We start from the raw sequence: 18,770 nt of genomic DNA on the forward strand, positions 1-18,770 counted from the left end.
GGATCATAGGCTGGCCTGGTACACAGCGGCCATTGCCTGAACTCCTGCATTCCTGTGCCCGTAACCACCCCGCGCAGAGTCCGGTTTTCCATGCCTCTTGATTGGGCATGGCGCGAGAAGGGTCAGCAATGGAATCGTGGAGCTGTAGGCATCAGGCTCCGGCGCCATCTGGTCTAGAGTTTCATCACCCACCAACGACAAGGTGGGACGGCTCGGCACTGCGTCGGATCGGAAGGCGAGCCCGAAAAACTTCTGCGCCCCCATTCAGAGGAACGAGAGATGATCAACCGCAGAGACCTTATGCTGGGCGCGCTGGCTGGAGCCGGCGCCTTCGGCTTCGGCCGCGTCAACCCCGACTTCCTGGTCAGTTCGGCCTTCGCCGCCGAAGGCCGGTCCCTGCGCTTCCTCGGCGCCGAGGCGCTGACCGGCAATTGGGACCCGACCACGCATACCAATCTCGGCCAGCTCATCGTCGAGGGTTTCGTGTTCGGCTATCTCACCCGGGCACCGATGAAGCCCGACAATCCGGAAGAACTGGTGTTCGAACTGGCTGAGTCCCTCAAGCCGATCGACACCTACACGCTGGAAGTGAAGCTGCGCAAAGGCGTGAAGTTTCACGACGGCACGCCCTTCACCTCGGCAGACGTCAAGGCCACCTATGAATATGGCTCGCAGCCCGACAGGCCGGCGCAATGGTATCCGGGCCAGGTCAAGGTCGACATCGTCGACGAGCACACCTGCCATATCAACACCAAGGACTATGGCTATCCGGCTGCGCTCTATTACTACCTCTCGTCCTTCCTGCCGATCATGGCCGCCAAGGACATCGCCAACAAGGCACAGCTCTCGACCCGCATGAACGGCACCGGCCCGTTCAAATATGTCGACCAGAAGGGCGACACAACCATCCTGGCCGCCAATACCGATTTCATATTCGGCGCGCCCAAGATCCCCGGCGTCGAATATCATTTCGTCGGCGACACCACGACACGCACTTTGTCCCTGCTCAACGGCCAGGCCGACATCATCGAGCGCCTGGAACAGGAGCAGGTCGACACCATCGCCAAGGACGACCGTTTCGCCATCCACAAGGCTGTTTCGGTGGAGAACAAATATCTGTTCTTCCGCTGCTCCAAGAAGCCCTTCGACGATCCGCGCATCCGCCTCGCCGCCTGCCACTCGATCGACCGCAAGCAGGTGCTCGAGGTCCTCGGCGTTTCCGGCACCTTCTCCAAGGCCCATATCTCGCCTGTTAAGTTCGGCTACACCGAAGTGGCCGACTATCCCGAATATGATCCGGACAAGGCCCAGGCCCTGCTGGCCGAGGCGGGCTTCCCCAAGGGCGAGGGCCTGCCGGAACTGACCTATTACTCCTCGGTCGGCTTCTATCCGAAGACCAAGGAATATGCCGAATTGATCACCGGCATGCTGGAGGAACAGGGCTTCAAGGTGAACCTGCAAACCCTGGAAGTCGCGGCCTGGGGCAATCTGCTCTACGACAAGCCCGGCGGCGGTGAAGGCAACATGATCGACTGCGGCTGGTGCACGGGCTCGCCCGAGCCGGACCTGGTGATCCGCACCCATTTCCATTCCTCCTCCAAGCGCATCACCGGCATCGTCGACAAGGAGATCGATGCGGTACTGGACAAGGAGCGCAACGCCGCCTCGATCGAGGAGCGCAAGAAAATCCTGCAGACGGAAACCCTGCCGACCATCGCGCGCAAGGCGCCGGCGCTGGCCCTGTTCACCTCGGTGTTCATCCACGCCTACTCCAAGAAGCTCGACGGTCTCTACATCTACCCGAACGGCATGCAGGACATGAGCAAGGCAAACCTGGCCTGAGCCGCAAGGGACTGGAGCCGGTCCCCCCGGCCGGCTCCTCTTTTTCCAGGCGGTGCGGGATCGTTGCCGATGCTGATTGTCGAATTCCTGATCAAGCGGATCGCCCAGGGCCTGCTCATCGTGGCCCTGACGTCGCTGATCATCTTCACGCTGCTGCGCGTGGTTCCGGGCGACCCGGTCCGCCTGATCGTGGGTGGCATGGCGCCGGATAATGTCGTCGAAGAAGTCGCCACCAAGATGGGCCTGCGCGATCCGATCATCGTGCAATATGGCCGCTACATGGTAGGCCTCGCCAAGGGCGATCTCGGCCAATCCTATATCAGGCCGCGCAGCGGCGGTGTCGCGGCAGGCGGGCAATATGTCGACCCGACCAAGGCCGAGATGGCACCGGTGGCCAGCCTCATCCTCGAACGCCTGCCGCTGACCCTGCAGCTCGCCGGTGTCGCCCTGGTCTTCGCGTTGCTGATCTCCTTTCCGATCGGGCTCGCGGGCGGGCTCAACCAACACGGCTGGCCGAATGCGCTAGCCTTCGGCGTGCAGTCGCTGTTCGTCTCCATCCCGAATTTCTGGCTCGCCATCGTGCTGATCCTGTTCCTGTCGGTGAAGCTCGATTGGCTACCGGCACTCGGGTACAAGGGCTTCAGCTATGTGCTGCTGCCGGCCTTCGTGCTGGCGGTGGAGATCTCGCCCTTCATCATCCGCACCCTGACCACCTCGCTGGGCGAGGTGATGCAGGCGCCCTTCATCGACGAAGCCCGCGTACGCGGCCTGTCGCGCCGGCGCATCGTCTATTCCCATGCCCTGCGCAACGCCTCGGTGCCCCTGGTCAACCTGCTCGGCATCCAGCTCTCCACCCTGATCGGCGGCGTGCTGGTGATCGAATACATCTTCGACTATCCGGGCCTGGGCAATCTCACCGTGGTCTCGGTGCTCGGCCGCGATTTTCCAGTGATCCAGGGCATCGCCATCACCACCAGCGCCGTCTTCGTCTTCATCAACATCCTGGTCGATCTCGTGGCCTATCTCATCGACCCCCGCGTGGAGATCTGAGCATGAGTATCGTGACCAGCGACGCCGTGCCCGTCCATGAACGGGCCCAGTCGATCAGCCGGCGCATCCTGGCCAGCGCCTGGGCCATGCCGAGCTTTCGCGTCGGCCTGTTCGTCTTCCTGGCGCTGCTCCTCGTCTCGGCAATCTATCCCGAGCTCTCCTCTATCTCCGCCACCAAGATGGTGGTGAAGGACAAGTTCATTCCGCCGCTGTTCATGGGCGAGAAGTGGACCTGGCTCCACCCGCTCGGCACCGACCAGCTCGGCCGCGACATGCTGCTGCGCTGCCTGATCGGCCTGCGCTATTCGCTGCTGATCGGTATCGTCACCGTGGCGCTGGTCTTCCTGATCGGCTGCGGGCTCGGCCTGCTCGCCGGCTTCAAGGGCGGCTGGTGGGATACCGTCATCATGCGCATCACCGACGCGCAGCTCTCGATCCCGATGATCATCCTGGCCATCACCATCCTGGGCGTGACCAAGCCCGAAGTGCACACCATCATCATCGTGCTGGCTCTGTCCGGCTGGCCGCTCTATGCCCGTGTCGCCCGCAGCGCCGCCGTCACCGAGCGCGGCAAGGAATATGTCCGCGGCCTGCGGGTGCTCGGCGCCGGCGACTGGCGCATCCTCCTGCTCTATGCCGCGCCGAACATCCTGCCGCCGATTGCCTTCGTCGCCGTGCTGGACGTCGCCCGCATGATGATCTTCGAGGCGATCCTCGGCTTTCTCGGCCTCGGCATCCAGCCGCCGACGCCGAGCTTTGGCTCGATCATTTCCGACAGCCGCAAATATCTCATCAATGCCTGGTGGATCGCCACCAGCCCCGGCGTGTTCCTGGCCCTGGCGCTGACATCGATCAACCTGATGGGATCCGCCCTCGAAAAGGCGCGCAACAAGATCTATGGAGGCGCCTGAGATGGACAATTCCCCGATCCTGGAAACCCGCCATCTCACTGTCGGCTCGCCGCGCGACGAGGCGCCGGTGCTCGACGACATCGCGCTCACGCTCCACAGCGCCGAGATCTTCGGCATCTATGGCGAGAGCGGCGCCGGCAAGACGGTGCTCAGCCGTGCCCTCGCCAACTGGCTGCCCGAGAGCCTGGCTTATCGCCGCGGCTCGGTGCTGTTCGCAGGAAAGGACGTCACCACGGATTCCGCCGGCAACAGTTTCATCGTCGGCCGCGACATCGCCTATATCGGTTCCAAGCCCCAGAGTTCGCTCGATCCGACCCAGCCGGTCGGCGTGCAGATCTGCGAAAAGCTCCGCAGTGTGCGCCCGGCCTGGAGCAGGAAGGAATGCCACGAGCGTGTCATCCAGCTGCTCGGCGAGGTACGCATCCCCTCCCCGAGGGAGCGCTACTGGGAATACCCGTCCAAATTCTCCGGCGGCATGATGCAGCGTGCCATGATCGTCGACGCGATCTGCGCCGAGCCGGCCGTTCTGATCGCCGACAACATCACCCAGCCGCTCGACGTCACCATCGCCGCCCAGATCGTGGCACTGCTGCATGATCTCTGCCAACGCCACAAGATGGCGACGATCTACCTGTCGTCGTCGCTGGCGACGCTCGGCCAGTTCGGCGGGCGCACGGCCGTGCTGCACCAGGGGCGCCTGGTGGAAGAGCAGCCCTTCTCCGAGTTGATGCGGATGCCGCAGGACGACTACACCCGCCGCGCTATCGCCAGCGTGCCACGCATCTGGTCGACAAGCGAACAGCCGCTCTCGCGCCGCAACGAGGCCGACGCGCCGCTGATGCGGGTGGCTGACGCTCATCGCACCTATCTCGCCCGCAAGCGCGGCACCTTCAACACCTATCGCCATATCCAGGCGGTGCGTGGCGTCAGCTTCGACATCCTGCCGCGCGAGAATTTCGGCATCGTCGGCGAATCCGGTTGCGGCAAGTCGACCTTGACCCGCCTGCTCGCCTGGCTGGAAGCGCCCGACAAGGGCGACATCATCCTTGGTGGCGTCTCGCTGCGCACCCTTTCCGCCCGTGAGCTGCTCGCCAAGCGCGGCGAGTTCCAGCTGCTGCTGCAGGATCCTTACAACGCCCTGCCCCCACGCACGACGGTGGGGCGGATGATCGAGGAAAGCCTGCTGATCCGCGGCAGCCATAGCGGCAAAGCACTGCGCGAGCGCGTATTCGCCGCCATGCAGGAGGTCGGCCTATCGCCCCGCCTCTATGACGAATTGCCCAATGCCTTGTCCACCGGCGAACGCCAGCGCATCTCGATCGCCCGCGCCCTCGTGCTCTCGCCCAGGCTGCTGATCCTCGACGAAACCCTGTCCGCCCTCGACCAGCGCGAACAGGCCAAGCTCATTGAGCTGTTCTCCAGCCTGCAGGAGAAGAACGATCTTACCTATGTCTTCATCTCCCATGACCTCGCCATGGTCCGGAAGGTGTGCACCCGCATCGCGGTGATGTATCTGGGCGAAATGGTCGAGATCGCCGACAATCACGATCTCTTCTTCGAGCCGCAGCATCCCTACACCAAGGCCCTGCTCTCAGCTGCGCCGACCCTGGAGGAAAAGCCTTTCGATCCGCAGGACTATCTGCTCGAAGGCGAACCGCCGAGCCCCATCGACATCCCGCCCGGCTGCAGCTTCGCTTCCCGCTGCCCCAAGGCTTTCGGGCGCTGCCGCACCGAGACACCCGCGTTGAGAGAACACCGCCCGGGCAGCTTCGCCGCCTGTCATTTGCTCGATGCGGAGGCGGGAGAAAAGTCGGCAGCGGCATAATAGAACGATTAGTCTGGAATAAAGCGCAACCAGCCTTCTCCACGAAGTGGGGAAGGTGGCCCGGCGAAGCCGGGTCGGATGGGGTGTGGTGAGCAACTCTCCATTCTCCGAAAGCTGGCACGACGGTAGTGCCATCGCGTTGCTTTCAGCGCGCTGCCCGCCACACCCCATCCGTCATTTCTTCGAAATGACACCTTCCCCACTACGTGGAGAAGGCTGGTTGCGCTCTATTTTGTAAGGCGAACACAAGCCGCCTTGATGCGGTCGACGGCCAACTGCAAGGATCCGATCACCAGATCGTCCGGCAGGCGCAATACGCGCCACCCCTGGCGTTCCAGCCAGGCCTAGCGCTCTCGATCATAAGCCGCAGCTTCCTCATTCTCATGCGTGCGGCCATCGACCTCGATGACCAGGGCGGCCTCATGGGCAGCAAAATCCACGGTATAGGGACCTATCGGCACCTGCCGGCGGAACTTGACGCCAACGCCACCAGCTCGCAATTCCCACCACAACATGCTCTCCGACTTGGTCATCAGCCGCCGGCGTTCCCGCGCGAATTTGCGGCTGGATTGTCGATAGGAACGCGGCTCATTCATGGAGAAAGCATGAAGCGGCTACCGCCGCGATTCAAGCATCCCGCCCCTACTCCTCCGTCACCAGGCGCCAGATCACCTCCGTGAGCACTGCCAGCCCCTTGTCGAGGGAGGTCTCGTCGGTGAATTCGGCGGGGTTGTGACTGAGGCCGTCCCGGCTCGGCACGAAGATCAATGAAGCCGGCACGCACTTGTTGAGGGCAAGCGCGTCATGGCCGGCGATCGTCTTCATTTCCATCAAGGAAAAGCCCAGATCCCGGGCGACCGAAGCGGTCAGCGCTGCGCCATGTGGATCGAGCGCTGCCGTGCCGCGCTGCTCGTCGGCCGCGACCTCGACGTCGACGCCCAAGGACGCCACTGCAGCCCGCGTCTCGGCCAGAAAGCGGTCGCCGAGCCCGCGGGCGATCGCGGCATCCTCATGTCGGAACTCGAACCAGACCTGGACCCGGCTGGGCGTCACATTGGGCGAATTGGGAGAGACGGTGATGCGGGCCGCTGACGCATGGGCGCCGGTGCGGCTGAGTTCGATCAGGCAGTGGTGCAGCTCGATCGCCCTGGCAGCCGCCCGCAGGGCATCGCGGCGGCGGGCCATGCGGGTCGGGCCCGTATGTGAGGGCTCGCCATGAAAGACCAGCGACAGCTTGCGTGCCGCCCAACAGCCGGTGACGACGCCGATCTCGACCCCCTCTTCCTCCAGAAGCGGCCCCTGCTCGACGTGAAGCTCGACATAGCGCCGGGGTTCCAGGGTCAGGTCTGCGGTGCCACGATAGCCGATGGCGGTTAGCGCTTCCCCCAGGGTGACGCCAGTACCGTCGGCAAGAGCGAGGGCGGCATCGAGCGCAAGCGTGCCGGCAAAGACCGAACTGCCGGTCAGGCTCGGCTGGAAGCGGGCGCCCTCCTCGTTGGTCCAGTTGGCCAGGACGAGATTGCGCCTGGCCTTGCCCGGCTCGACGGCCGCACGCGCGGCGACCGCCTCGATCGCCAGAAGGCCCGCCAGCACGCCATAGACGCCGTCAAAACGACCGCCGGTCGGCTGGCTGTCGAGATGGGAGCCGACGACCACCGCATCCTTCGACGACGGGGCCAGGCTGGCAATGCCGAACATGTTGCCGATGGGATCGACATGCAGAGCGAGCTGGCGGCCACTGATTTCCGCCGCAAGCAGCGCACGGGCCTGCCCGTCCTCCGATGTTCCGGTCAGGCGGCAGACGCCGCCATCGGGCGTGGCGCCGATCCGCGCAAAAGTCTCCAGCAGGCTGTTCAATGTCGAGGTCATGCTCGCCTCATGCCCGGGGCTGGAGCGGCCAGTCCATGGTGATTGACCTAAGGTCCTCCAGTGCCTTGGTCACCTGCAAGACGCCGAGATCGTCGCAGCGATGGCCGATGACCTGGATTCCGATCGGCAGATGCCGATCGTCAAAGGCCGTGCAGACGGTGGAGGCAGGCTGGCCGGTCTGGTTGAACAGGGCCGTGAACACGGTATGGGCCAGCGGCACCTCCCGCGAGACGCCCGGTTCCTCGGCTGGGAAATTCACCACCGGCAAGGTCGGGGCGATCACATAGTCCCAGCCCTCGAAAGCGGCGAGCAGCACCGCTTTCATCTTCGTGATGGCGCTGAGGCTGCGAAAGAGATCCTCACCCGAATGCGAAGCCCCCTGCAGGGCCCAATCCCGCACGTATTGATTGATACCGTTGCCGTCATGTGCAGGCAGGTCGCTATATTCGACGAAGCCGCGGACCTGCAGATAGAGGTCGATGGGGGCATAGGCGTCCTGGTCCAGCGGCGAGACGAAGGGTTCGACGATAGCCCCGGCCCCCTCCAGCAACCGGCCAGCAGCCTCTACGGCTGCATGCACGGCGGATTCCGGCTTCGGCCCGAACCCCATATCGGTAAGGACGCCGATGCGCAGCCCCTTGAGGTCGCGTTCGAGATGCCGGTGATACTGCATGCCGTCGCCCGGGAAGCTCCAGGTATCGCGCTCGTCGGGACGCGTCAGCACGCTCAGCATGCGGGCGATGTCCGCGACCCGCCGTCCCATCGGGCCGGCCATGCGCATGGTGTCGGGTGGCAGATGCGGCACCCGGCCGTGGCTCGGCTTGAGCGAGGCGAGCCCGCAATGGGCCGCGGGCAGGCGCACCGAGCCGGCAATGTCGGTTCCAACAGACAGGAAGCCCATGCCGGCCGCGACCGAGGCACCGGCACCGGAGGAGGATCCGCCCGTATTCCAGGACAGGCCCCAGGGATTGCGGGTGATGCCGTGCAGCGAGCTGATGCCTGATGCCATCAACCCGCAATCGGGCATGGTCGTCTTGGCGAAGATCGGGGCGCCGGTCTCCATGAGGGCAAGGGCGGGCGGCGAATTGTAGGTCGAGGCCGGCTGGTTTCGGTTGGCGGCAATGCCGTGGGTGTAGGGCCAGCCCACCATGGCCACGCTGTCCTTGACGGTGACCGGGATGCCGTCGAGCACACCAGCGGGCGTACCGGCCCGATAGCGGGCCTCGGAGGCCCGGGCCGTGGCGAGGGCCTCGTCCGGCCGCAGGCAGAACAGCGCGTTGACAGCGGTATTGGTCGCCTCGGCGTGTTCGATCACCGTGCGCGTAACCTCGACCGGGGAAAGCTCCCCTGCCGCATAGGCGTCGACGATCTCACCGACACTCATGGCGACAAGGCTGGTGATGGACATGGAAGGCTCCCTGTTCCGGCGCGGATAGGAGCACCGGTGATACCGCTCGACCTAACGGGTTTTGGCCAAGCTCGGGTAGAGGCGCAGTCTGCCGGACAAGAAATCATGGAGCATCAGACATCCTCACCGCAGCCTTTCGCGGCGAAGATAGGATCGGGGCAATGGCTTGCGCCATAGCCTCCAAAATCACCATCGCTAGGGCAAAGTGCGTCAAACGAAACGCTCCGGCTCTAGTTCCTTGTTTCGACATGCCTTTGTGATTCCAGGCGATTTCGCAAAGGTCTTGGCGACACCACAAAGGCTCCGGGGGCCGACGACGGAATGAGTATGTTCGAGGAGGAGCGGGCACGGGCCGAGGCCCATGTCCGACAGCTGCCCGGCTGGGCAGCACGCGCGATCACGACGGAACCAGCCATACCGGTGCTTGCCTCACCGAGTTGGCGAGGCGTCGACGGCTCGCCCTGGCGGGTCCGCGACAAGGCAAGCGGCGACAGCCTGTTCGTCAAACTCATGCATCCCGACGCCGCCTTCTACATCGATGTCGCCTGCGCCTTCCAGGCGGCGCGGCAGGCCTCCGAACTCGGTATCGGTCCTCATGTCTACCTCGCGGACGAGAGCACGGGGGCCATGGTGATGGAGGACCTCGACGCCGGCTGGCGTACCGCCACGCTGGAGCGCCTGCTCGAACAGGATATCGTCGATCGCGTTCTTGTCGCGCGCCGGCGTTTTCAGGAAAGCTCCGCGCTCTCCCGCACCAGCAGCGTGTTCGACGAGATCGAGCGCTTCCACCGGGATGCTCGCGCGGCCAAAGGCCAATTGCCTGCCGATGCGGACTGGCTGCTGGCGGAATTGCGCTATGCCGGCGAGGCGCTGGCGCCTGGCCGAAAGGCGCCGGTGCCCAGCCATGGCGACGGCAATGTCTCCAACATCATGATCAGCGAGGCTGGCGAGATCCGCTTGGTCGACTGGGACAGGGCTGGGAATGCCGACCCACTGGAGGATCTCGGCAGCTTCCTCGCCGAAGCCTTCGACCAGGAACCGGAGGCGAGGGATGCTTTCGCCCGCAGCCAGGGCGGCTTCGACGAGGCCGCCTACAACCGCGCCTGGCTCTACGGCGTGGCGGATGATCTGCGCTGGGGGCTGATCGGCACCCTGGTAGCCGCCCGCTCGCCGCGCAACACCCTGGAATTCCATAAATTCGCCAGCTGGCGCCTGGTGCGCTGCCGCATGGCCGCGCATTCGCCCCGTTTCGGCGAAGCGCTGCGGAGGATCTGATGTCCGTCAAGAAACGTCTCGGCGAAGCCGCCAGCGAAGCCGAACATCGCCTCGAGCAAGCAGTCGCCCGGGTGCCGTCCTGGCAAGGCCGCGGCGTGCATTATACCTCCCTGGTCGGCGGTTTGATGAACCAGAACTGGGTTGCCGAGATCGAAGGCGATGCCAGGCGCTATTTCATCAAGGTGCCTGGTGCGGGCTCGGAGATGTTCATCGACCGCGTCGCCGCCAATGAAGCCGCGCGCAACGCCCACGCGATCGACGTGGCGCCCGAAGTGGTGTTCTTCGATGCGGCGGATGGCCTGGAGATCAGCGAATTCCTCAACGGCTACCGGGCTTGCACCAATGCCGATTTCTCCGATCCGGCCATCCAGGCCGACGTGCTCGACATCTATCGCCGCCTGCATGCCAGCCCGGCTCTGTCCCTGACCAAGACCATCTTCGACATGATCGAGGAGCATATCGAGCAGGGCCACGAACTCGGCGCCCATTTTCCGCCGGCCATGCCCTGGATCGAGCACCGCTATCGCCAGGCCAAAACCGCCTTCCTGGCCTCGGGGCTCGATCTCGTACCCTGTTTCAACGACCCGATGCCCGGCAATTTCCTGATCAGTGCCGACGGTGCCCCCAATTCGCGGCCGATGAAACTGATCGACTATGAGTTCGCCTCCAACAATGAACGGGCCTATGAGCTCGGTGTGCTGTTCGCCGAGATGTTCTACGACGAGCGCAAGACCCTGGAGCTCATCGAGGAATATTGCGGCTCGGTCCGGCCCGACATGGTTGCCCGCGTCATGCTTAACCGCGCCCTGGCCGACGTCAAATGGGCGAGCTGGGCCGTGGTCAACCGCAAGCTCAACAGCTGGGACTTCGACTACCAGAAATATGGCGTGTGGAAATACATGCGTGCGCGCCAGGTCATGTATGACCCGCGGTGGGAGAGCTGGCTGCGGCAGATCTGATCATCTTGGGGGGCTGGTTTTGCGACCAGCCTTTCATGCACCGCACCTGCGGGCAAGGTTGGGCGGGTCCGAAGACCCGCCCCCCAATCAAGGCGAAGCCTGCAGGGTGTGAGACCTGAAACTATGGCGCGGCAGGCGCTCCTGCGTCTCCACGGCCGGCAGCGGCGCCTTCAGCTCTGGCACCTCCTGCGCGGTACGCCGCGCATCACGCGGCGCCATGTTGAACTGGCGGCTGAAGCTGCGCGAGAAATGCGAGACGTTCTTGAAGCCGACCTGGTAGGCGATCTCCGAGACCGTGAGTCGTCCCCCCGGATCGCCCACCAGCAGCTCATAGGCCCGCTGCAGACGCCTCAACTGCATGAACTGGCTCACCGTGGTGTCGTCGTCATTGAACAGGCTGTAGAGATAGCTCAGTGAGATCCTGCTGCTGGCGGCGATCTTGCGAGGTGTCAGTTCCTGGTCGCCGAGATTCTTCTCGATAAACTCGAAAATGCGCCGGCGCAGATGATAGCGCGCATTGCGCACATCCACGGTCGAGCCGCGATCCTCCGCGCCGATAGCAAGCGCCACGAAGCTGAAGATCTCGGTGGCGAGCGCTTCCGGATTGGGCGGCGGGCAATCGGCGAAGACTTCTGCAACACTGCGCAACAGATCCACCATGAGACGCGTCATCTGTACATTGGCTCCGAAGCGGCGGCCGATGTGATCGTCGACCGACGTCATCCGCCCCCGCAGTTCCAGCACGGGAATGCGCAACACCATGAGCGTGGTGTTCTCCTGGGCAGAGAACTCGTGAAATTCCATCTGGCTGAACAGCCCATACTCGCCGGCCCCCACGCTGCCTGTACGGCCGGCCTGCGCATAGTGCAGCCTCCCGCTCAGGGGAACCAGGAGCATGTAACAGGCCTCGCTTGCACCTCTGGCCGGCTCGCAATGACAGACCCGCTCTCCCTCGGCCTGCGTGATTTCCAAAGTGAGCCGGCCGATATGGATCGGCCGTGATGCCGCGGGTCGCGTGCGGATGGCAGGATGATGCATGAGGTGGCCCCGTTCGATCTGTCTGGATGGTGTTCGGTCTTGTTATGGGTTCGGCCCGCAATCTGGTGCAGACTCGGCCTATCGATGGCTCTGCGGCCACTTGGCCTGAGAGGTTAGAGAAAGTTGCGATTCTAGCGGATCGCAACTTTCTCTAACTCTTTGTTTTAACGCTTTTTCTTGATCGAAAAGTCTGTCAACTTTTCTGGAAAATGCTCTAGCGCGTCCCCTCCCCGGTATTCTCGCTTCGCGGTCCGGCAACGATGATCTCCGTGCCGGCCTCCTTGAGGCCGCCTGCGAGCGAGCCTTGCGGCTGCCTGTCGGTGACCAGGCGATCGATCGCATCCCAGCGCGAGCAGATGGCGACCGCGAGCTGGTCGAATTTGGCGTGATCGGCCACCACGATCGCCTCCGCGGCCCGCTGGACCATGGCGGCATAGACGGCACCGGCCTCCTCGTCGGCATCGTAGATGCCACGGGCACCCAGGCCAGTGGCGCCGACAATGGCGCGATTGGCCTCGTAGCCATTGATGCTGGCAATCGTCTGCGATCCCAGCAGATAGCCTTCGCTGGCATGGACGCGGCCGGCACAGAACAGTACGCGGATGGTCGGGTTGGTGCCGAGCGCCATCGCGGCGGCGAAATCATGGGTGATGACGGTGATGTCGCGGTTGCGGGCGGCCAGGAAGCGGGCGACATGATAGGTCGTGGTGCCGCCACCCAGCATCAGCACTTCCTTAGGCAGGATCATGGCCGACACCGCCGCGGCGATGGCTTCGCGCTCGGCGATCATCACATGGCGGCGATCACTACGAGAGGGTTCGTGCGCAAAGGGACGCGAAGCCCCGCCATAGGTTCGATTGATCAGGCCCTGTTCATGCAATTCGAGGAGGTCGCGCCGGATAGTCTCACCGGAGACACCGAGGGCGGCGGCGAGTTCGGACGCCCGCAGGGTCGGTGCGGCGGAAAGCTGCGCGATGATGCGCTGCTGGCGCACTTCCTTGGAAAGCCGGTCGCGTTCCTGGCTCGGCTGAGCCGAACGGGAATGTCTGTCTTCCTTCTCCGCGGACGGTGCATCGCTTGCCATCGATCACTCCACCGGTTGGCGTCGCTGCTGGAAACGGGACTTGGCGTCCTCTCCCATGATCTTGTTCCAATAAATGTGGAATGTCCACAAAAAATGCGGAACCTTCCTCATATCCACATGCTACCGCCTTCTCTCAACCATTCTGTTTCTTGACCAAATGGATAAAATAAATGTCGGTTTTTATATAATTTTCAAAATGAGGTACGGTCTGACACCGATATTCTTCGAACTGTGTGCTGAGCGTCTTTAAAGATTGTGGAACCTCACACACAATTCAATGTTGGATGCAAAGTTGCTCATCTCCCGCAGGGAGATGCCCGTCAGCCCCACCGGAAACCGCCTGGACCAGCCATGCAGATTGAGAAGGAAATCCTCGCCCTCAACGCCTATGACCCAGCGGCGGCCGCGCCCGGCGACGAAAAAACGCGCCGCGCGGTGGAGCGGCGCCTGGGTGCTTTCGGGCGAGCAGCCGTGCTGTTCTATCGTGAGCCCATCGAGGCGGTGAGCGCCGAGGGCGTGTGGATCCAGGGGGCGGATGGCAGGCGCTATCTCGACGTCTACAACAACGTGCCCTCCGTCGGGCACTGCCATCCGCGTGTGGTCGAGGCCGTCCGGCAGCAGGTCGGCACGCTGAACATCCACACACGCTATCTCAATGCGGTCGTCGACAGCTATGCCGAGCGCCTGCTGGCGACCCTGCCGGAGCCGATCGGCAATGTCGTCCTCACCTGTACCGGCAGCGAGGCCAACGACCTTGCGCTGCGCGTCGCCCAGGCGGCCACTGGCGGCACAGGTTTCATCGTGACCGAAATGGCCTATCACGGCAACACGGCGGCGGTGACCGACATCTCGCCGTCCTCGCGCCCGGGCCGCCCGCTTGCACCGCATGTGCGGACCGTGTCGGCACCGGATTCCTACCGCAGAACGGACGAGCATCCCGGCGAGGCCATGGCCGCCGCCGTGACCGAAGCGATTGTGGACATGGCGGGCAAAGGCATCCGCTTTGCCGGCATGATCGCCGACACCATCTTCTCGAGCGATGGCGTCTATGCCGACCCGCCCGGCCTGCTGGCGCCCGTCATCGCCGCCGTGCACGCCCAGGACGGCCTCTTCATCGCCGATGAGGTCCAGCCGGGCTTCGGGCGTACCGGCGACGACCTCTGGGGGTTCCAGCGCCACGGCATCGTTCCCGACATCGTCACCATGGGCAAGCCGATGGGCAACGGCTTCCCCATGGGCGGCATGGCGCTGAGCCCGGATCTGCTCGCCGCCTTCAACGCCCGCGACAGGTATTTCAACACCTTCGGCGGCAATCCCGTGGCCGCCGCCGCGGGCCTCGCCGTGCTCGACGTGATCCGGGACGAAGGCCTCATCGAGAATGCCCGAGAGATCGGCCGCTATCTTCGCAACGGCCTGCAGGAGATTGCCAACCGGCATCTTGCCATCGGCGAAGTTCGCGGTGCCGGCCTGTTCATCGGCCTGGAATTCGTCACGGACCGCGAAAGCAAGACCCCGGCGCCCGAAACGGCCAGTGCCATGATAAACGGACTGCGCGAGCGCGGGGTCCTGATCGGCGCGGCGGGCGCCTATGGCAACACCTTGAAGATCCGTCCGCCCCTCTGCTTCGGCAGGGAGCATGCTGACGCCTTCGTCGACCATTGTGATGCGGTCCTGGAGCAGATCGGCGGCTAGGAAAAATGCGGCGTCGCGTCCGCTGCTGGCTGTCCGAACCTTCGCCAAGCCATGCCCAAAAGTCCCGCAACCGCCTGTTGGCCTCACTTACTCCACACCTGAATGATCAGTTTCGTTCGATCACAGTGGAAGTAGGAGTGCGCCATGCATAGTTTGTCCCTCTTTGCGATCTTGTCGTTATCGCTTGCGGCAGCAACTTCGGCATCGGCCCAGTTGCTTGGCGAGAAATACACGCGCTACCCTGGCCAGCCCGCCTGTACGCTTTTCGTCTCCCTCGACAAGATCAAAGCGGGACGCCCGCTTCCCACCGATTGCATCAAATTGCGGCAATTCCAGAGGGTGACCTATCAGCGCAATGTGGGGGGCTACGAGGTCATCGATGTCGGTGGCCGCATCTATTTCACCTTCGGAAACTGCGATTACACCGGCAATACCAGCCCGTCCAAGAGCTGCTTCACCTTCAAGTCCAACGCCGCGGATATGAAGGCCGATGATATCGGACTTGCCGAACGCAAGGCGGCCGACAGTAAAAGGCGCCTGGACAAGTGCCTGGAGCAGGCGGTACCGGCTCGCCCTGGTCAGCGAAGGGTCGCGCAACGAAGCTGCACTTCCTTTGCCGCGACATATAGGAACGAGAAGAAGAATCTGGATCGAATCCGCGCCCAATAAATTGTGAGTCGCATGTGCCGCCTGGTCCCTTATTCCAATGACCTTTGGGGCGGATACGAGGATGCCGTTCTGAGAAATGGCACTTATCCCGCGTTGCTCGATGTCGATATCAATCGCGCAGCAGCGGCAGCAATTGTTTGCCCTGCCGCTTGATCTCGGAGAGATAGGGCGTGTCGGAAAGCACGAAATGCGTGATGCCGAGCTCCCGGTATTTGCGCAGCGAATGGGCGACATCGGCGGCCGAGCCGACAAGCCAGTTCGTGCCGGCGCCGCCTCCGCCGAACTTGCCGGGAGCGGTATAGAGATTGTCGTCGAGCACGTCGCCGCGCGAGGAGAGATCGAGCAGCCTGCGCTGCCCCTCGGCGACGGCCTGGCGATGGTCATGCCAGCCGGCACCATTGGTCCTGGCCATCTCGGCGACCTTCGCCTCGGCATCGGCCCAGGCCTGCTCCGTCGTGTCGCGGACCAGCGTGGTGATCCGCAAGCCGAACTCCAAAGGCGGAAGATCGCGGTCGAGTGCCGTGCTCAAGGCCCTGAGGCGTTCGATCCGCTCCCGTACGCCGCCAAACGGCTCTCCCCAGAAAAGCTGGACATCGGCCTCGGTTGCGGCCACGCGCTCCGCCGCCTCCGAGGCGCCGCCGAAATAGAGCCTGGGATGTCGACGCTGGCCATGCGGGGAAATGCGTGGCGCCGCAGTGGAAGCGGCAACCCGGAAATGCTCACCGTCAAAGGTGACGTTCTCTTCGGTCCAAAGCCTGCGCACGAGGCGCATGAATTCCCGGGTGCGGGCATAGCGATGCGCCTGCTCCCCCTCGGCATCGCCATAGGCCGCCAGTTTATCCAGGCCCGACACGACGTTCACGCGCACGCGGCCGCCGCTCAGTTGATCAAGCGTGGCCGCGGCGGAGGCGAACTGGGCCGGCTGCCAATAGCCGGGCCGGATGGCGATCAACGGTTCGAAGGTCGAGGTTCGCACGGTAAGGGCAGTGGCGAGGGTGAAGGTATCGGGCCGGCCCCAGCCGGTGCCGATCAGCGCCCCCTTCCAGCCATGGTCCTCCAGGGCCCTGGCCTGACGAGTCAGCGTTTCGAGGCTGTTGTGATCCTCGACGGCTGAATCACCGCGATGGCCGGCCCTGATGTCATTGGGGATGTACCATAGATATTCGCCAGTCCCACTCATGGGTTCGGCCTGCCATTGCCCATGGCTGCGGAGCCGTCATGATTGCCGGCGTGGCATGCGATCCTGTTCGACATGGTTCGTCTTTCCCTGATCATTCCCGATGGCCCGAAGCGCCCGCGCCCCTAGAATGTGACTTTGAGGTAAGCCGAGGTCAGCGCACCTGCCCCCAGCGGCGGATGGTGATGCTTTCCAGCGTCGCGAACACCACGTTCTCCATGACCAGACCGATCAGGATCACGAGGGCGAGGCCAGCGAAGACACGGTCGGTGTAGAGCTCGTTGCGGTTTTGAAAGATGAACCAGCCGAGCCCGCCCTTGCCGGACGAGGCGCCAAACACCAGTTCCGCCGCGATCAGCGTCCGCCACGCAAAGGCCCACCCAATCTTCAGCCCCGAGAGGATCGCCGGCAAGGCAGCGGGCACCAGGATCTGAAAAACATAACGTACGCCCCGCAGGCCGTAATTGCGGCCCGTCATGCGCAGGGTCTCTGGCACGGCCTGGAAACCGGCGAAGATGTTGAGGGAAAGCGGCCACAACACTGAATGGATAAGCACGAAGATCAGGCTGCCGGCACCGAGCCCGAACCACAGCAGTGCCAGAGGAAGCAGGGCGATGGCGGGTAGCGGGTTGAACATGGCCGTCAGCGTCGACAAAAGGTCCCGGCCCAATTGGGTGGCGACGGCGAGCGTGGTCAGCGCGAAGGCGAGCACGATACCGGCGAGATACCCCTGGACGAGGACGAGGAGCGACAGCCGCACCCGCTCGGGTAGTTCTCCACTGGCCATATCAGCAGCGAAGGCCCGTGCGGTCGCCGTGAAGGTCGGCAACAGCAGATCATTGTCCTGATAGCGAGCCAAAATCTCCCACAAGAGCGCGAGGACGATGAGTATCAGGCCCTTGCGCAGCCAACCCTGCTGCCACAGGCGGGTCGCCAATGGCAGCCGGCGTTCAAGCGCCACTTCGACGAAGGGCGCCAGGTCGTGCTCGAATTCCGGGCGGACCGGTGGAACGAGCGGCCCATTCACGGCCGTACTCATGCCCGCCCTCTCCAACCGACCCTCGCCTCGACTGCCCCCTGCGCCTCTTCGCTCTCCTCCTCGAACAGCAGGCGATGGATACGCTGGCTCGCAGCCTGGAAGGCCGTTCCGCCGACGCTCGTCAGGTCCCATTCGTGGCTGTTGATCTCTGCGCGCACCCGGCCCGGGCGCGGCGAGAGCAGCGCCACGCGGTTGCCGACGACAAGCGCTTCCTCGATGGAATGGGTTACGAACAACAGGGTGAAACGGACCTCATCCCACAATTGCAGCAGCTCCTCCTGCATCTTGCGCCGCGTCAGGGCATCGAGCGCCGCGAAAGGCTCGTCCATCAAGAGGATCTCCGGCTGCATGGCGAGCGCCCTGGCGATCGCCACCCGCTGCTTCATGCCGCCCGAGAGCTGGTGCGGGAAGACGTTTGCAAAGGCAGCGAGGCCTACCTTGTCAAGGTAATGCAGGGCCCGCTCCCGCGCCCGCTGACGCGGCAGGCTTCCCGAAGCGACGAGCGGGAAGACCACGTTCTGCAGCACCGTCTTCCACGGCGGCAGTTGATCAAACTCCTGGAAGACGACGATGCGGTCAGGTCCCGGCGCGCGTATCGGCCGCCCCCTGAGCACGAATTCGCCTTCGACCGGCCTGATGAACCCCGCCGCCGCCTTCAACAGCGTGGACTTGCCGCAACCCGACGGCCCGAGCAGGACGAAACGATCACCCTCATAGACATCGAGATCCACCCTATGCGTGGCCCGGACGACCTGATGGCGGGTCGCATATTCCAGGGTCACCGAGCGTGCCTGCAGCAGCGGCCCTGGCAAGGCGCTCTCGGCAACGGGCTGCAGCGCACGCGGAACGTCGCGCGGCCTGCGAAAAGCAGGCTTGGAAAAACCGTGCAGGAGGCTGTCCGTCATGCGGTCTACCGATCACCCATCTCAAAG

At 63.8% G+C, this 18,770-nt stretch carries 16 protein-coding genes; 8 read left to right on the forward strand and 8 right to left on the reverse strand.

All coding sequences use genetic code 11. The features are described 5' to 3' along the window. Window positions 1-279: 279 nt before the first annotated feature. From ACR9ZN_RS03620 to ACR9ZN_RS03635, 4 genes are all read left to right on the forward strand, one after another. Window positions 280-1,842, forward strand: coding sequence for an ABC transporter substrate-binding protein (locus ACR9ZN_RS03620; RefSeq protein ID WP_481271388.1), 1,563 nt, complete (start codon window positions 280-282; stop codon window positions 1,840-1,842). Window positions 1,843-1,911: 69 nt separating this feature from the next. Next, on the forward strand, window positions 1,912-2,892 hold the full coding sequence (locus ACR9ZN_RS03625) for an ABC transporter permease (RefSeq protein WP_434960693.1): 981 nt from the start codon (window positions 1,912-1,914) through the stop codon (window positions 2,890-2,892). Window positions 2,893-2,894: 2 nt separating this feature from the next. Further along, window positions 2,895-3,803 carry an ABC transporter permease gene (locus tag ACR9ZN_RS03630; RefSeq protein ID WP_481271389.1) on the forward strand — a complete coding sequence of 303 codons (909 nt, stop codon included), beginning with the start codon at window positions 2,895-2,897 and terminating at the stop codon, window positions 3,801-3,803. A 1-nt stretch (window position 3,804) separates the two neighbouring features. Continuing rightward, complete coding sequence (locus tag ACR9ZN_RS03635) at window positions 3,805-5,628, forward strand: ABC transporter ATP-binding protein (protein ID WP_454817792.1); 1,824 nt, start codon at window positions 3,805-3,807, stop codon at window positions 5,626-5,628. Window positions 5,629-5,972: 344 nt separating this feature from the next. Here ACR9ZN_RS03635 and ACR9ZN_RS03640 read toward each other — a convergent pair whose 3' ends face one another. From ACR9ZN_RS03640 to ACR9ZN_RS03650, 3 genes are read right to left on the reverse strand one after another with little or no spacing between them, the layout of a single operon-like run. Further along, window positions 5,973-6,224, reverse strand: coding sequence for an endonuclease domain-containing protein (locus ACR9ZN_RS03640; protein WP_454817790.1), 252 nt, complete (start codon window positions 6,222-6,224; stop codon window positions 5,973-5,975). 46 nt (window positions 6,225-6,270) lie between these two features. Then, window positions 6,271-7,497 (reverse strand): allantoate amidohydrolase, encoded by a 1,227-nt coding sequence (locus ACR9ZN_RS03645; protein WP_481271390.1) that lies wholly within the window; start codon window positions 7,495-7,497, stop codon window positions 6,271-6,273. Window positions 7,498-7,504: 7 nt separating this feature from the next. Next, window positions 7,505-8,905 (reverse strand): amidase, encoded by a 1,401-nt coding sequence (locus ACR9ZN_RS03650; RefSeq protein WP_481271391.1) that lies wholly within the window; start codon window positions 8,903-8,905, stop codon window positions 7,505-7,507. A gap of 321 nt (window positions 8,906-9,226) precedes the next feature. Between ACR9ZN_RS03650 and ACR9ZN_RS03655 the strand changes: the two genes are divergently transcribed. Continuing rightward, window positions 9,227-10,180 (forward strand): phosphotransferase, encoded by a 954-nt coding sequence (locus ACR9ZN_RS03655; protein ID WP_481271392.1) that lies wholly within the window; start codon window positions 9,227-9,229, stop codon window positions 10,178-10,180. Continuing rightward, entirely contained in the window at window positions 10,180-11,139 is a 960-nt protein-coding gene (locus ACR9ZN_RS03660) for a phosphotransferase (protein WP_481271393.1), read from the forward strand. The genes ACR9ZN_RS03655 and ACR9ZN_RS03660 overlap by 1 nt, the downstream gene beginning before the upstream one ends. Window positions 11,140-11,226: 87 nt before the next feature. Here ACR9ZN_RS03660 and ACR9ZN_RS03665 read toward each other — a convergent pair whose 3' ends face one another. Further along, window positions 11,227-12,177 (reverse strand): helix-turn-helix domain-containing protein, encoded by a 951-nt coding sequence (locus ACR9ZN_RS03665; RefSeq protein ID WP_454817780.1) that lies wholly within the window; start codon window positions 12,175-12,177, stop codon window positions 11,227-11,229. 214 nt (window positions 12,178-12,391) lie between these two features. Beyond that, window positions 12,392-13,261, reverse strand: coding sequence for a DeoR/GlpR family DNA-binding transcription regulator (locus tag ACR9ZN_RS03670; RefSeq protein ID WP_434960684.1), 870 nt, complete (start codon window positions 13,259-13,261; stop codon window positions 12,392-12,394). Window positions 13,262-13,612: 351 nt separating this feature from the next. On the opposite strand from ACR9ZN_RS03670, the gene ACR9ZN_RS03675 reads away from it, so the two are divergent. Then, on the forward strand, window positions 13,613-14,953 hold the full coding sequence (locus ACR9ZN_RS03675; RefSeq protein WP_481271394.1) for an aspartate aminotransferase family protein: 1,341 nt from the start codon (window positions 13,613-13,615) through the stop codon (window positions 14,951-14,953). Between the two features lie 153 nt (window positions 14,954-15,106). Further along, on the forward strand, window positions 15,107-15,622 hold the full coding sequence (locus ACR9ZN_RS03680) for a hypothetical protein (RefSeq protein ID WP_481271395.1): 516 nt from the start codon (window positions 15,107-15,109) through the stop codon (window positions 15,620-15,622). Window positions 15,623-15,731: 109 nt separating this feature from the next. Here the strand turns inward: ACR9ZN_RS03680 and ACR9ZN_RS03685 are convergent, their stop codons facing one another. The 3 genes from ACR9ZN_RS03685 to ACR9ZN_RS03695 all read right to left on the reverse strand — a co-directional run bounded on the left by ACR9ZN_RS03685 (window position 15,732) and on the right by ACR9ZN_RS03695 (window position 18,743). Beyond that, entirely contained in the window at window positions 15,732-16,802 is a 1,071-nt protein-coding gene (locus ACR9ZN_RS03685; protein ID WP_481271396.1) for an LLM class flavin-dependent oxidoreductase, read from the reverse strand. Between the two features lie 151 nt (window positions 16,803-16,953). Beyond that, window positions 16,954-17,838 (reverse strand): ABC transporter permease, encoded by an 885-nt coding sequence (locus tag ACR9ZN_RS03690; RefSeq protein WP_454817772.1) that lies wholly within the window; start codon window positions 17,836-17,838, stop codon window positions 16,954-16,956. After that, window positions 17,835-18,743 (reverse strand): ABC transporter ATP-binding protein, encoded by a 909-nt coding sequence (locus ACR9ZN_RS03695; protein WP_454817770.1) that lies wholly within the window; start codon window positions 18,741-18,743, stop codon window positions 17,835-17,837. Before ACR9ZN_RS03695 ends, ACR9ZN_RS03690 begins: the two co-directional genes overlap by 4 nt. Window positions 18,744-18,770: the final 27 nt, after the last annotated feature.

This window comes from Labrys sp. HAY1-8F, from assembly GCF_056754975.1.

Coding starts and splice junctions, on each gene's coding strand:
- ACR9ZN_RS03625 (WP_434960693.1), top strand. CDS start 1,912: ATGCTGATTGTCGAATTCCTGATCAAGCGGATCGCCCAGGGCCTGCTC.
- ACR9ZN_RS03650 (WP_481271391.1), bottom strand. CDS start 8,905: ATGTCCATCACCAGCCTTGTCGCCATGAGTGTCGGTGAGATCGTCGAC.
- ACR9ZN_RS03645 (WP_481271390.1), bottom strand. CDS start 7,497: ATGACCTCGACATTGAACAGCCTGCTGGAGACTTTTGCGCGGATCGGC.
- ACR9ZN_RS03670 (WP_434960684.1), bottom strand. CDS start 13,261: ATGGCAAGCGATGCACCGTCCGCGGAGAAGGAAGACAGACATTCCCGT.
- ACR9ZN_RS03695 (WP_454817770.1), bottom strand. CDS start 18,743: ATGACGGACAGCCTCCTGCACGGTTTTTCCAAGCCTGCTTTTCGCAGG.
- ACR9ZN_RS03655 (WP_481271392.1), top strand. CDS start 9,227: ATGAGTATGTTCGAGGAGGAGCGGGCACGGGCCGAGGCCCATGTCCGA.
- ACR9ZN_RS03690 (WP_454817772.1), bottom strand. CDS start 17,838: ATGAGTACGGCCGTGAATGGGCCGCTCGTTCCACCGGTCCGCCCGGAA.
- ACR9ZN_RS03675 (WP_481271394.1), top strand. CDS start 13,613: ATGCAGATTGAGAAGGAAATCCTCGCCCTCAACGCCTATGACCCAGCG.
- ACR9ZN_RS03630 (WP_481271389.1), top strand. CDS start 2,895: ATGAGTATCGTGACCAGCGACGCCGTGCCCGTCCATGAACGGGCCCAG.
- ACR9ZN_RS03685 (WP_481271396.1), bottom strand. CDS start 16,802: ATGAGTGGGACTGGCGAATATCTATGGTACATCCCCAATGACATCAGG.
- ACR9ZN_RS03640 (WP_454817790.1), bottom strand. CDS start 6,224: ATGAATGAGCCGCGTTCCTATCGACAATCCAGCCGCAAATTCGCGCGG.
- ACR9ZN_RS03620 (WP_481271388.1), top strand. CDS start 280: ATGATCAACCGCAGAGACCTTATGCTGGGCGCGCTGGCTGGAGCCGGC.
- ACR9ZN_RS03635 (WP_454817792.1), top strand. CDS start 3,805: ATGGACAATTCCCCGATCCTGGAAACCCGCCATCTCACTGTCGGCTCG.
- ACR9ZN_RS03665 (WP_454817780.1), bottom strand. CDS start 12,177: ATGCATCATCCTGCCATCCGCACGCGACCCGCGGCATCACGGCCGATC.
- ACR9ZN_RS03660 (WP_481271393.1), top strand. CDS start 10,180: ATGTCCGTCAAGAAACGTCTCGGCGAAGCCGCCAGCGAAGCCGAACAT.